The sequence below is a fragment of the Paenibacillus sp. GSMTC-2017 genome (assembly GCF_016019935.1).
Lineage (GTDB): Bacteria > Bacillota > Bacilli > Paenibacillales > Paenibacillaceae > Pristimantibacillus.
Window position 1 is genome coordinate 282,835 of sequence record NZ_JAECMT010000005.1, and the last position, 13,533, is coordinate 296,367.

12 protein-coding genes are annotated in these 13,533 nt (G+C 39.5%); 9 read left to right on the plus strand and 3 right to left on the minus strand.

Annotated features, from left to right (window positions below):
• Positions 1 to 77: 77 nt before the first annotated feature.
• From I6N90_RS20205 to I6N90_RS20215, 3 genes are read left to right on the plus strand one after another with little or no spacing between them, the layout of a single operon-like run.
• Positions 78 to 521 (plus strand): copper amine oxidase N-terminal domain-containing protein, encoded by a 444-nt coding sequence (locus I6N90_RS20205; RefSeq protein WP_232243186.1) that lies wholly within the window; start codon positions 78 to 80, stop codon positions 519 to 521.
• Entirely contained in the window at positions 472 to 1,227 is a 756-nt protein-coding gene (locus tag I6N90_RS20210) for a hypothetical protein (RefSeq protein WP_232243187.1), read from the plus strand. Before I6N90_RS20205 ends, I6N90_RS20210 begins: the two co-directional genes overlap by 50 nt.
• Before the next feature lie 21 nt (positions 1,228 to 1,248).
• Positions 1,249 to 2,544: an MFS transporter gene (locus I6N90_RS20215; protein WP_197937464.1), complete on the plus strand. Its 1,296-nt coding sequence runs from the start codon at positions 1,249 to 1,251 to the stop codon at positions 2,542 to 2,544.
• Positions 2,545 to 2,701: 157 nt separating this feature from the next.
• On the opposite strand, the gene I6N90_RS20220 is transcribed toward I6N90_RS20215, so the two are convergent.
• Positions 2,702 to 3,808 (minus strand): metallophosphoesterase, encoded by a 1,107-nt coding sequence (locus tag I6N90_RS20220; protein WP_197937465.1) that lies wholly within the window; start codon positions 3,806 to 3,808, stop codon positions 2,702 to 2,704.
• A gap of 770 nt (positions 3,809 to 4,578) precedes the next feature.
• Between I6N90_RS20220 and I6N90_RS20225 the strand changes: the two genes are divergently transcribed.
• The 3 genes from I6N90_RS20225 to I6N90_RS20240 all read left to right on the plus strand — a co-directional run bounded on the left by I6N90_RS20225 (position 4,579) and on the right by I6N90_RS20240 (position 7,365).
• The gene (locus tag I6N90_RS20225) at positions 4,579 to 5,253 is read left to right on the plus strand and encodes a hypothetical protein (RefSeq protein WP_197937466.1); all 675 of its coding nucleotides are present in this window, start codon (positions 4,579 to 4,581) and stop codon (positions 5,251 to 5,253) included.
• 452 nt (positions 5,254 to 5,705) lie between these two features.
• On the plus strand, positions 5,706 to 6,479 hold the full coding sequence (locus I6N90_RS20235; RefSeq protein WP_232243188.1) for an SDR family NAD(P)-dependent oxidoreductase: 774 nt from the start codon (positions 5,706 to 5,708) through the stop codon (positions 6,477 to 6,479).
• 55 nt (positions 6,480 to 6,534) lie between these two features.
• Entirely contained in the window at positions 6,535 to 7,365 is an 831-nt protein-coding gene (locus I6N90_RS20240; protein ID WP_197937468.1) for a lipoate--protein ligase family protein, read from the plus strand.
• 15 nt (positions 7,366 to 7,380) lie between these two features.
• Here the strand turns inward: I6N90_RS20240 and I6N90_RS20245 are convergent, their stop codons facing one another.
• Positions 7,381 to 7,926, minus strand: a complete 546-nt coding sequence (locus tag I6N90_RS20245) for a TetR/AcrR family transcriptional regulator (RefSeq protein ID WP_232243189.1) — start codon at positions 7,924 to 7,926, stop codon at positions 7,381 to 7,383.
• Positions 7,927 to 8,136: 210 nt separating this feature from the next.
• Here I6N90_RS20245 and I6N90_RS20250 point away from each other — a divergent pair, with 210 nt between their 5' ends.
• From I6N90_RS20250 to I6N90_RS20260, 3 genes are all read left to right on the plus strand, one after another.
• Positions 8,137 to 9,120: an ABC transporter substrate-binding protein gene (locus I6N90_RS20250; protein ID WP_197937586.1), complete on the plus strand. Its 984-nt coding sequence runs from the start codon at positions 8,137 to 8,139 to the stop codon at positions 9,118 to 9,120.
• An 85-nt stretch (positions 9,121 to 9,205) separates the two neighbouring features.
• On the plus strand, positions 9,206 to 10,198 hold the full coding sequence (locus tag I6N90_RS20255) for a FecCD family ABC transporter permease (RefSeq protein ID WP_197937470.1): 993 nt from the start codon (positions 9,206 to 9,208) through the stop codon (positions 10,196 to 10,198).
• A gap of 4 nt (positions 10,199 to 10,202) precedes the next feature.
• The gene (locus tag I6N90_RS20260) at positions 10,203 to 11,216 is read left to right on the plus strand and encodes a FecCD family ABC transporter permease (RefSeq protein ID WP_332262481.1); all 1,014 of its coding nucleotides are present in this window, start codon (positions 10,203 to 10,205) and stop codon (positions 11,214 to 11,216) included.
• A 221-nt stretch (positions 11,217 to 11,437) separates the two neighbouring features.
• Here the strand turns inward: I6N90_RS20260 and I6N90_RS20265 are convergent, their stop codons facing one another.
• On the minus strand, positions 11,438 to 13,372 hold the full coding sequence (locus I6N90_RS20265) for an S-layer homology domain-containing protein (protein ID WP_197937471.1): 1,935 nt from the start codon (positions 13,370 to 13,372) through the stop codon (positions 11,438 to 11,440).
• Between the last annotated feature and the right edge of the window lie 161 nt (positions 13,373 to 13,533).

Genomic DNA, 13,533 nt, shown 5'->3' on the forward strand with positions numbered 1-13,533 from the left:
GGGAGACATAATGCAACTTTTCCCAGTTGGTTGCGTCATAACAGGTGGATCGAACCCCATTTGAAGGAGGAGCAATAATGATGAATGGTTTTAAAAGCGTAAAAGGTATTGCTTTAGCTATTGCAATAGTCGCGGTGGTTACTACTTCACTACCGCAAAATATAAAAGCACAATCAAAACCTGTAACGATCACTTTAAACGATGTTAAACAAGATCACTTTAAGAATCCGCCACTCTTGCAAAACGGCTCCGTTTTTTTACCACTCAGGGAAACGGGGAATTTATTGAAAAGTAAAGTGAGTTGGATTTCCGAGGGGAAACGAATAATTGTAAATGGGCCTAAGACAACGATTGAACTGAAACTTGGCACCAAAACGGCAATTGTAAACGGGAAGTCGTATACATTGACTGCAATCCCAATGAACAAGAATGGTGTTGTTTATGTGCCAATCCGATTCATATCAGAAGCATTTGGATCAAAGGCAGTATGGAAGGCAAAAGAAAAAACAGTTAATAGATAAATACATATTCACTGTGAAAGGGTCAAAAGGTTATTGGGTAGATAAAAAAAGTGGAGAGCTGTTTGTCGCTAGTGGAGTTGGAACAGCTAAGTTTTTCGCTGATACTTCTGTTGAAGTATTGGATTACAATGAGTTCACAGTAGAGCATATTTCACCAACTGTAGAAGTACTCAAAATTTATGATAACTTTGGCGAACCAAGTATTAATAGTAATATTTTTAAAATCGGACTTGTTGCTGGTAAGGTAGAATTGGAGACGAAGACAAGTTACGGAGGTACTCACCCTAATCGATCCATCGACTTATCAACGGATAAACATGCACTATTAATCGATGGAGCGACATTGTATGAAGTGGATGGAAAAGGTGTTAAAACTGAAAAACATGATTTGAAAGCACTCACTGGTTACAATGATGACACATTCCAAGTAGAGTTTTATGATGATGAGTATATGGTTGTAAGACCTTATTTCTCAGGATGGTTGACTCTTATTAACAGGGAGACTAAAGAAGCGACGCGATTAGCGGATCATGTGTTAAATGAAGAGCAGTTAGCTATTTATAAGACTGCTGATTTTAGTGATATTACATTTAGCCAGTGGGAAGGTTTAAGTGTTATTGGTAGAGAAGGTAACAAGTTGAAGCTTAATCATTATTGGTTCTTGGGAGGGAAAGAGACCGAACTAATTTTTAACCTAACAAAGTAACTAGAGAGGACTACCTCATAGATGCCAAGAATCACAGATTCGACAGACGAAAGTGAAAGTCATCCTAAATGGTTGCAGTGTTATTTGGATTCTCCAATTAAGCAGCAACAGCTATATAAACGAACGTTAATTATTGTTGTTCTTTCACAAATATTTGGAGGAGCAGGTCTTGCTGCAGGTATAACCGTAGGAGCTTTGCTTGCACAAGATATGGTTGGTGCGGAGGGGCTCACAGGAGCTCCTACTGCTTTGTTCACTCTAGGTTCCGCAATTGCAGCACTGTTAATAGGGCGATATTCAGAGCGATATGGTCGCCGAATTGGTTTAGCATCAGGATTTATTGCTGGTGGTATCGGCGCAATTGGAGTCGTTGTCGCAGCTGTAACAGGATTAGTGTGGCTTTTGTTTGTATCCCTTTTTGTATACGGCGCTGGTACGGCGACTAACTTACAGGCTAGATATGCAGGAACGGATATGGCTACTCCCAAAAAGCGAGCTACCGCAATAAGTATTGCGTTAGTATCGACGACATTAGGTGCTGTTGCAGGACCCAATTTAGTTGATGACATGGGACGGTTCGCGACTTCAATTGGTGTACCTGCGTTAGCAGGGCCATTCATTCTAGCTGCAGCAGCATTTATCATTGCTGGGTTGGTATTGCTAGTGTTTCTTCGTCCAGATCCTCTTATCGTTGCAAAAGCGGTAGCAGCTATGCAAAAATCGAATGTTGTTAATGAAGCAAATGTGAACACGCCATCGGATGTTGCTGGCAAACGGGGAATCGTTGTTGGGGCAACCATTATGGTGTTAACTCAAATTGTTATGGTAGCGATTATGACGATGACACCTATACATATGAGTCATCATGGGCATAGTTTAAGCGATGTAGGCTTGGTTATTGGTATTCATGTCGGGGCTATGTATCTGCCTTCACTTATAACGGGCTATCTAGTGGATAGAATAGGACGAACTCCGATGGCAATTGCTGCAGGTGTTACGTTACTCGCTGCGGGTACAATAGCTGCTACAGTACCAGGTGATTCAATACCACTGCTAATTGTTGCTCTTGCTCTCCTTGGACTCGGGTGGAACTTTGGATTGATTAGCGGGACAACACTTATCGTGGACGCCACCACTCCATCTACACGAGCTAAAATGCAAGGGAAAGTTGATGTTACGATCGCGTTAGCTGGAGCATCAAGTGGTGCTATGGCTGGTATAGTCGTTGCGAGTTCAAGTTATACTGTACTATCTTTTGCTGGAGGAATTCTCGCGCTCTTATTTATACCTGTTGTTGTCTGGTCTCGAAGAAAGTAAAGTAGTGGTATATGATTACACATAGTTACATTTGCATGATTTTTAGTAGCTTCGATAGTTAAATTAAATAAAATGAACAATTAAATGTTAACAGGACAAAAACCTCCAGTGCGCGCATGAGATTGCGGAACTGGAGGTTTTGCTTTAGATATGAAGTTTATTTATTGGAGAATGTCGCATTAATTAGGACAATTTCGGCCTGAGAACCGATACGGATGGGTGGTCCCCAAAATCCAAATCCAGAGGAAACGATCGTATGAAGCTGTCCCTTTCGTAAATAACCCCAATCATTTTCGAATATGCGACTTGTAATAAGATTAGCTGGTGCAATCTGTCCACGATGCGTATGACCTGACACGACAAGATCGATACCAAGCTTCTCTGCAATATCAAAGCCATGAGGCTGATGGTCTAACAACATTATTGGGTTAGATTGATTTAAGTTTGCTGTTAATTGTGCAAGCTCTGCGCGTGTTTTGTCACTGTAATCTTTGCGGCCAATTAATGTAAGCCAGCCACCAACATCAATAGTTTCATCATACAAAACTTGCATATTGCTCTCTTCAAGAAGTGCAATCAGATCTTTCATCTCGCCTTTGAACCGATCATGATTGCCTAATGAGGCGTAAACGCCATAAGGCGCTTTTATTTGCGCTAATACTTTACCAATTCCTTGATTCACATAAGGAACAATATCATCATCAATGATGTCGCCAGGGAACAAGACGATATCTGGCTTCAATGCATTAATTTCTTCGACCATTCGAATCGCATGATCCTTGCCGGATAAGTAGCCGAAATGCATGTCGGAAGCCATCACAATTTTAAGCTTACCGGTAACGGGTCCCTTTTTATCAATATGAATGTCGTATGATTTTACGTATGGGCTGTAAGCATTAAAGCTACCAAAGCCGATAAGGCATACAAGAGCCGTTAGTGTGATAATTCCAGACCATCTCTGTACGTGGTGGCGTGGCAACGATGTGAGCTTGGTCAACCACACGATGAGATGGACAACTGGCAAAATCAACACAAGTAAACTGAAGATCGCTAGCCAGTAAGAACCTATCCAATTCAGTATAAAAGAACCTTCGAACACTCTAGCAAGGATGAACGAACTGGCTAGAAAGACTAGCGAGATAATATAAACTAATCTGAAACGACGGGATACCGACGACTTCATCCATGACCAGCCGCTCCAACCGATATAAAAGACGATAAGTGCGTATATAACGAGAAAAATTAGGCCTATTGCTATGAACATGATGCCCTCCTTATGGAAACTGGTTCTATTATATCATTTAGAAGTTGTTATAGCATGTTGTTCGATTTGACGTTAAATGGTTAGATTCATTGTAACAACAAACGATCGGAGAGTATTTAGTTGATAGCGAAATCCATGAACGGAAGGTACACAGTGGACAGCAATAAACTTAGTTTGTATCGAGCTCAATGAAAGAATGTCTACATATTTTTTTGAAAATGCAGCATTCAAATACTTTGGAAAAACCAGTTGCGGCATTAGACCCTGAGTGGAGTTATAAGGGGATTGACGATTTTATTGTAGGTTCGGGTATGTTTACTTTAGTAAAGTAGACATACCCGAACCTACAATAGAAAAATTATTAGATCTTTTTGTCTGAGTGTTTAATGATGGATTTAAACGAAGTATGTTGGCAGGTAGCGAGAAGTTAAAAAGCGATCTAAGTGCATAAATACACTTAGTTGGCTTAGATGAAGCGGGCTCTTTATCAATTAAACGTATTTTTGTGCTTAGTTTAATAATTACGCGAAAAAGACTTCGAAATAAGTGTGTTTTTGAGCTAAGATGATCTGTTTGGTCTAATCAGTCGTATTGTGCTTTCAGTTACTGCTGGATAAGTTGTTATTATTAAATTCAAAATAGATTGCCGGCATAATGATGGTCGATTACAATATATGTAATCATTTATGGCGAAGAACGCTCCATGTCTACTTCTACGGAAGAAGCATGGGGCGTTCTTCTTTTTACTTCAAAAAAAAGGGGTTGGTTAAATGGGATTCGCTGAGGAGCATGAGAAATGGTTAGAGGGGCATTTACGTAAAAGGAAAGGTGAACAGAAGAGCAGACTTAAGCGTGGGCATGGACATGGAGAACGGTTGTTTTTGGAACAAGTTTGGTGGCCTATATTCGGAAATTTCGAACATTTGCATCCAGAGTATGAAGTTGTAGATTGGCACGGTCGACCGTATTTTATAGATCTAGTTTGGCATCGTGGTCAATCGAAGTTTGCATTTGAAATAAAAGGATACGGTCCTCATGTCCAAAATACTGATCGTATTCGTTATCGGAGGGAATTAAACCGCGAGATATTTTTACAGGTGTTAGGTTATCGTGTGGTTTCTGTCCCATTTGATGAGTTAGAAGAAAAGCCTCAGTTTATTGTTTCTTTATTGCAGTCACTAATTGCCCCATATTGGGGTGCTGGGACGTTTGAACAATCGTTATCTCTTCTGGAGCGCGAAGTGCTACTTGCGGCAGTTCGGTCGGGTAAGTCCATTCGCCCAATGGATTTAATAAGAGAGTTTCAAATAGATGGGAGAACGGCGGTGAAATATTTAAAAATGTTATGTGATAAAGGCAAATTACGACCTATTGTCGCAGGAAAAGGTGTTCGAATTGTTAGATATGAGCCAATACGCTCAATTTTAGATCCATGGATATGGTAGCTGAAATTGGGAGAGCCAGTAAATGGGCATGAGAAGTTTTATTAGGAGTAGAAATACACTTAATTGAGATGCATTTTAGTAAAAAAGAAGAATCAAATACAAAAATACGCTTAGTTAATCGGATATCCAATTGGAGCGATGAAATAGGCGTATTTTTGCGTCTAAAATCAAAAGTGGACAACGATTTAAGTCTGAAATTTATTAATTTGAGCTACTTATCGTTATTTTTAAGACGCCGCAGATTCGGATCTGGAATGAAAAGAAAAGAAATGAAAAGAAAAGAAAAGAAAAGAAAAGAAAAGAAAAGAAAAGAAAAGATCCCCCTCAATGTGTTCCGCAAACATAATGACAGTTGCCTTTAAAACAACCGCTTTAAATAGACTCGTAGTTGCTTTATTATAACGATATTAGTGAATTTCAGTCAGTTTTCAGAGTGTTTAGGGGGTCTGGATATGAGTAAGAGAATAGATAATCAGCCATTATTAATGGACAAGGTTGTTCTAATTACAGGAGCTGGAGCGGGAATAGGGCGTGTGCTGGCACAAGCATATGCCAAGAAGGGCGCACTCATTGTTATTGCGGATAAAGATGATAAAGGATTACATGGAACAGAAAAGCTGCTTAGAGATGATGGCTTTGAGACATTGTCCCTCGTTGTAGATATAAGTAAGCCGGAGCAAATTGTAACTATGATACATGAGATCGAACGGACATATAGCCGGCTTGATATAGTAATAAACAATGCAGGTTTTGGCATATGGAAATCTCCTTATGACCTTGAGCTTGATGAGTGGGACAGCGTCATTAATACGAATTTAAAGGGAACGTTTCTTTGTTCACGCGAAGGGGCTAAACTTATGAGGAAAAACGGTAAAGGCGGTTCAATCGTTAATATCTCCTCTACCCGCGCTTTCATGTCTGAGGCGAACTCTGAGGCATACGCGGCTTCAAAAGCTGGAATTGTTGGACTAACGCACGCACTTGCTGTTTCACTAGGACCAGACCGAATAACGGTTAATGCGGTAAGTCCGGGCTGGATTGAGACGGGAGACTATAACAAGCTTCGACCGGAAGATCATGCTCAGCATCCATCTGGTCGTGTTGGTACTCCAGAAGATATTGCAAGGGCGTGTTTATATTTGACTGACCCGCTTAATGACTTCATCACTGGCACTAACCTGACTATTGATGGCGGCATGACTAAGAGGATGATTTATACGGATTGATGCAGTGAATGTTATTATAGTATCACCATGAAGACAGTCAGAGAGGAATAAGAAGATGATTAACGATAACTGGGGTAAAATGCTGTTGCTCAATCGGATGGATGAACTTGATCATATTGATCCGTTCTACCCGTTTGCCCTCGACGAGTTGTTATGTCATAACGCGGGTAAGGGCGGGCCGCCTATTTGTCATATTTGGCGCCATCCGCAAGCGCTTATTATGGGTCATCGGGATAGCAAGCTGCCCGAGGCCAAGCAAGCACAGCATTGGCTGGAGTCACTTGGCTTTGCGACTATCGTACGTAATTCTGGAGGAGCGGCAGTTCCATTGGATGCTGGTGTAGTCAATATTTCGCTCATCTTTCCTAAAGACATCACAGTTAATTATCATTTCCACGATGACTTTGAGCTTATGTATGAATTAATCAGTACGGCGCTTATCGGCACAGAACGAATTGTCGAGAAGGGGGAAATCGTCGGTGCCTACTGTCCAGGCGATTTTGACTTAAGTATAGATGGCTATAAGTTTTGTGGTATCGCACAGAGACGGAAAACTCACGCATCGATTATTCAAGCTTTTGTTGTAGCTGGAGGTTCGGGGAGAAGTCGGGCTGAGCTTGTCAGCTCCTTTTACGACGTTGCTTCAAGCGGGCGGAAGGATCTTGACCACCCGATTGTGGTTGGGAATAGTACAGCTAGTCTGGAAGAGCTTGCTGGACTTGGGCCTCAAGCGGCGCACCGATTTGCGAATGCGGTTCAAGAGGTCATTCGCAGCCGTCAATCGGCGGAAGGTGTTAAAGCCTCTTCTATGAGCCTTCGTATGCCAGAACCATCAGAAATCGATGAAATGATCGCTACTCTTCGAACTCGCTATTCTATTTTGTAAAGGTAGAGGGTTTGTTTATTCCATGCATTCACGCATCGATGCTGTCAGTTTGCACACTAATGCTCCCATTTCTTCTGGTGTGTGATAGAAGTCTTGCAGCGTCCATTCCACTAGCAAATTATGAATGGTTGAGCAGAATGCGCGTCTCGTATAGAAATGAATAGAGGATTGACTTCCAGAAAACTGCTTGTCTACATAGTCTGTAATACTTTTAAAAATTAGTTGTCTAATTTTCCGATCTTTATAAGTAATATTGAATAGCAATGATGAAGGGATATGTTGTTTCCAGTTGCGGAATAAGGTTGCAAATACTTCCTCGCTATTACTTTGTATATCATCAAATTGTTCCCAAACTTCATTCATCAACTTATCTAAAATAGTTAATAAAATAGCATCTTTATCTGTAAAGTGCAGATATAGTGTTTGCCTGACGATTCCTGCGGTAGCTGCAATTTCGATTATTGTTATTTTGGTATAATGTTTATTTTCCATTATCTTGAGTAATGCGGTTTCAATCCATTCATCTGTCTGTAGCGAAAAATCAAGAGGTGCAGGTTTCAAATGGACACATCCTCCATTCTGTCTATTTGATGTTATAACGCCCTTTAGAAGCATTGCCTAATAACGGTAGTCCATAGTAACATCAAACGAGTGTTGTGTTTCACCTCGAGGAAATAGGACCTATACGTTATTATAAGTTATTTTTTTTGATTTGGTAATGATAATAGTTATTATTATCACTGAAAATAAAAGGAAAAATGAAAGGGGATAATCAAGTTGATTAAGAAAAAAAGTTTATCTACTCTATTAATGCTACTCATTGTTTCAATTGTTGTAACGGCATGTGGCGGAGGTAATGCTAAATCAGAGCCAACTCCACAAGCAAGTTCAGAGCCTGCAGGCCCGCGTGTAGTTAAACATGCGATGGGGGAAGCGACGGTTATTGCTGAGCCTAAGCGTGTTGTTGTGCTTACGAACCAAGGAACTGAGTCTTTATTAGCACTTGGAATTAAACCTGTTGGAGCTGTAAAGTCGTGGATTGGTGATCCATGGTACGATCATATTAAGGATCAGATGGCAGATGTAACAGTAGTAGGTGACGAGACGCAGCCTAACTTGGAGCTTATTACAAGCTTGAAGCCGGATCTTATACTTGGAACTAAAGTTCGTCAGGAAAAGATTTATCAGCAACTTGAAGCCATTGCTCCCACTGTTCTTACAGAAAATCTTGGCGATAGCATGATTGAGAATTTTGAGCTGTACGCACAAGCTTTGAACAAGGAGAAGGAAGGCGCAACTTTCTTAGAGGAATACAATAAGACGATTAGTGACGTCAAAGTCCGTCTTGGAGATAAAACGAAAGCAAAAGTATCATTAGCTCGTTTCCAGCCAGGTAAAGTGCGCGTATACTACAAAGAAAATTTTGCAGGCGTTATCCTAGCTGATCTAGGTTTCGCTAGACCAGACGCACAAAATAAAGATGAGTTTTCTGCTGATATATCTAAGGAACAGATAGATGTGCTCGACGGTGATGTGTTGTTTTACTTTACATCGGACCGTGATGGAGATACAGGTGCAAGTAAAACAGCAGATGAATGGTTGAAAGGTCCTCTTGCTGCGAAGCTGAATGTGGTTGCTAAACAACACATCTTTAATGTAAATGAGCCAATTTGGAATACAGCAGGTGGTGTTATTGCCGCTAAGTTGCTCATCCAAGATATCGAAGAGAGATTTTCCAAGCTGACAATTCAATAGAGCAGATTAAAAAAAACTTTCACTGACGAGCAGAAACTGCTCGATAGTGAAAGTTTATGTTTTATAAGGAGGGAGTCTTGAAGCTATGCTTCAAAGTAAGTTTAGTTTAATTTCTTGCTTTATTTTGGGCATCATCGTCTTAATAGTCGGTATAATTTGCAATGTGTTGTTCGGATATCATACCTATTCTATTAACACGCTATACGATGCACTGTTTCATTATGATGATTCTAAAGCACATATAACCATTATGACACTGTCTATTCCGCGAGCGTTAATTGCTGCTAGCGTTGGAGCAAGCTTAGCTGTAGCTGGTGCAATAATGCAAGCTTTGACACGCAATGCATTGGCGTCTCCTTCTATATTTGGAATTAATGCTGGAGCTGTTTTATTTATTACTTTAGCAATCAGCTTTATTGATTCTGGACTAACTTTGCAAGCTCTGGTTTGGTTCGGATTTGCCGGGGCAGCAATAACAGCAATATTGGTATATAGTATCGGTTTATTCGGTCGTGGCGAAATACATGTGAATATCGTATTAGCAGGTGCAGCAATTTCAGCTTTTTGTTCCTCATTAACATCCATTATTTATTTGGTCAGAAAAGAAAATATGGACACGGTGCTATTTTGGCTCATTGGTTCACTCTCGGGTCGAGAAATGAGTCATTTGATGGCAGTCCTCCCTTATATCGTTATTGCAATGATCGGTGCTTTCTGCACGTCTCGCTCCCTCAATGTTTTGTCGATGGGAGAAGATGTTTCGAGGGGTCTGGGACAACGAACGAAACTTATTAAAATGGTGCTTGCAATCATCGTTGTAGTGTTAGCAGGCGCTTCCGTCTCTATTACAGGACCTATTGGATTAGTTGGCCTCATTATTCCGCATGTCTCAAGGTTTCTTGTTGGTATTGATTATCGAAAAATTATCCTGTATAGCATGGTGTTAGGTGCTAACCTGTTAGTTTATGGCGATCTGCTTGCAAAGCAATTGCTTCCAGCAGAAGATATGCCGATTGGTGTTGCTACAGCGGTATTAGGTGTTCCATTCTTTATCTATTTGGCTAGAAAGCGAGGGTGAATAAGTGGCTGCATTAATTAAAAAACAGAGAAGTATCGTCGTTATACTTTTCACCTTGCTGCTTCTTTTGTCGTTTCTCAGCATTTTGGCAGGATCGTTGTACATATCGCCTTTCGACGTAGCAAAGGTGCTAATGGGATTCGGAGATGAAACATATTCCCTCATTATTTGGGATATTCGTTTGCCGAGAGTAGTACTTGCTCTACTTGTGGGGATTGCTCTAGGAGTAGCAGGGGCAATAATGCAAGGTGTCATTCAAAATCCACTTGTTTCTCCAGATTTAATTGGGATTACAGGTGGAGGTAATGTAGCAGCCATCGCTTTCTTAACGATGACAGGAGGGCGATTCAGTATTCATTGGATGCCTGTTGTAGCGATAGTAGGTTCTCTCTTAACGGGATTGTTAATCTATTTTCTTGCGTGGAAACGAGGGGCATCCCCAACACGAATTGTATTGATAGGTTTAGGAATATCAGCTGCGATGTCAGCATTGATTATCTATTTTATTATAACTGGACCAACTTATTTAACTGCTCAGGCAATGAGCTGGCTGACAGGCAGTGTGCATGGTGCTTCATGGCTATCGGTCGGAACGCTCACTCCGTGGGTTGTAATTCTTATTCCTATTGTGATATACGCATCTAGACATATTGATGTGCTGCAGTTTGGCGAGCAGATCGCAGGAGGTTTAGGAAGTAGCGTTCAAAGAAGTCGTCTTCTTTTACTTGGTGCTAGTGTTTTGTTAGCAGGAGCAGCCGTAAGTATTGCTGGAGGAATAGCGTTTATTGGTTTAATGGCTCCTCATTTGGCACGTAAATGGGTCGGTTCGCCTAGCATACGATTGATTCCAGCGGCTGGCTGTATCGGAGGTATGTTGCTTATTATTGCAGATGTGATGGGGAGGACGTTATTTTCACCATTAGATATTCCAGCAGGTGGATTTATTGCTTTATTTGGAGCACCATTTTTTATCTATTTGATGTTAACGAGCCATAAGAGGGGGAGAGGAAGTTCGTAGCGTTTTTTAAAATGGATACCACTTTGTTGGCAATCTATAATTGATTAATCTTGGATTCGCTCTAAATCAGAATTTCTTTGCGAGGAATCTTTAGGGAATAGTTTAGTGGATCTAAGTGATGAATTGTTATGAAAGCTGTATCCGAGTGAACAGTTGGAAGAATACTAGTATCCTTCCAACTGATTGAACTTAGAGTGAGAATAAAAACAAGATTCTAGTAACTAGTTTATGTTTACATGTTGATCAAACAATTGAAATTGTAGAAGCTTATTCAAGACCGTCACTGCCTGAGCTCGTGTTACATACTGATTAGGACGGAATGTTTTGTCCGCATAGCCACTTATAAGTCTGGCTGATACAACTTCATATATTTCTTGCTGGTAAAGTGTTGATGTATCAATATCTTCAAAAAATACTGAATTTGGGATCTCATTATCAATCGTTTGCATGCTATTTCCTAAAACTTTGGATAAAAGAAGAGCTAATTCATTTCTTTGCAATGCAAGCGAATAATTTTGGAGCTGAACTTCATTAAGCCATCCATTTGATTTAGCGGTGGCAATATATTGGCTTGACCATCTTTCATTATCCCCTAGCGGCTGTGTTTGTTGAGGTTTATTCATGACATGATCTGAAGCCCGCACTAGCATAGTAATAAACTGCTCCATTGAAATCGGATCATCTGGTCGAAAACTGCCATCCTCAAACCCACTAATAATTTTTTTTTCATATATAGATTTGATATCTTTACGTGCCCAATGTGTTAATGTATCAAAATTATGAATTCGAACAAGTGCTAGTCCACGTTTATCTGTTGTTTTATCCGTGTAGTAAATAAATACTTTCCCACCACCTGCTCCGAATATGTGAGAGAATCTCGAAGCATTCAGTTCTCTATCAATTAAGCTAACTAATGGATCGCCTGTTTTATCTTCCGATTTCCACACAACTTGAAATGTTTCTGGATCAATAACAACTAGGTGAATCATAGATGTTTCATAAATTAACTTATCTACTTCCAGAGACATATCATTCCTTGTTAATGGTATCAAAAGTGAGCGAGAAGAAAGTAACTGCCTTTTCAATGATCCAATATGATAGTCAGCTGACATTTGTTTAACTACACGCGTAGTAGAATAGTCATTAACAATTTTTCCAGTTCTAACATCCCATTCGAGAAATCGTGTTCCTTTGTTATCTTGATATAGCTTGTCACCGCTAAGGAACATACTGAGATCATCAGGACTTGTAAAGCCAGGATGTTTTATTGGAATGATATTTTTACACCATAGTTTCTTACCGCTTATTGTTACACGGCAAGCATTAACTTTATTATTAGTAAAATCATTTGAAAGTATCAATAGATCACCATTAGTGAATACAGATGAAGGATGTGAAAAGGTAATAGAGGGAGATGAAAAATATCTATCAACTGGGAATTCAGATATTTGCTTTTTTAAATCTTTTTTGTAAACATGCAGTTTTGCCGTATTATCGTTAAGATTTATAGATGAAAATACAAACAATCCTTGACCTGATGTAAAGAAACTTTGAAAATTATTATCAAGTTTGGATAGATTTTTTTGACCAATAATTTTACCGTCAGTGTCATATAGAATGAAATTTGTTCCAGAATCTATAATGATTTCATGATTTTTAGTTAGTGTCATATCAAAATGTATTTTCTTTGTTTGTGGTAACTTTACACTCCACTTTTCTTTGCCGCTTGCTGACCATTTATTTAGTTTGAAAAGGTTCCTATCTTTTTGACTACGAGTAATAAAGTAAAAATCGCCAAGGTCATCCAACCATATTCTATTGGATAATAACTCTCCACTTGAAAATCGCTTTTCCCAAGAAATCTTCCCTTTTGGATTCAGTATCGTTAACTTGTTAGTTGTAACATCACCACGCTTTTCATTTCCATTTGTTATTAGATATGTGAAACCATCTTTGTTAACGAATGGAACACCTCCATCGCCTAGTCCAAAACTTGAGTTTTCACGTTCATAGTATAATTTACCTTTTAATTGATCTTCCGTTATATTCCATACAATGGATACATCCTCTTGAATAATGTCTGAACTCGCAAATGTAATTTCAGTTTGGAATAATAGCGTGATAGCTAGTATGTAAACAGTAATTTTTTTCAACATTTTAAAGTCTCCTAAGTTGTAATATTGAATTCTAAAAGAATTGTGAAAGGGTCTTAGCATTGTATTCAGAATACTACCTTTCATTGAGATTAATTTCTATTGACTTTTAATCGAATATACCATGTCTTTAGTCCTATGTATAGAAAGGATGATTTCTTAAT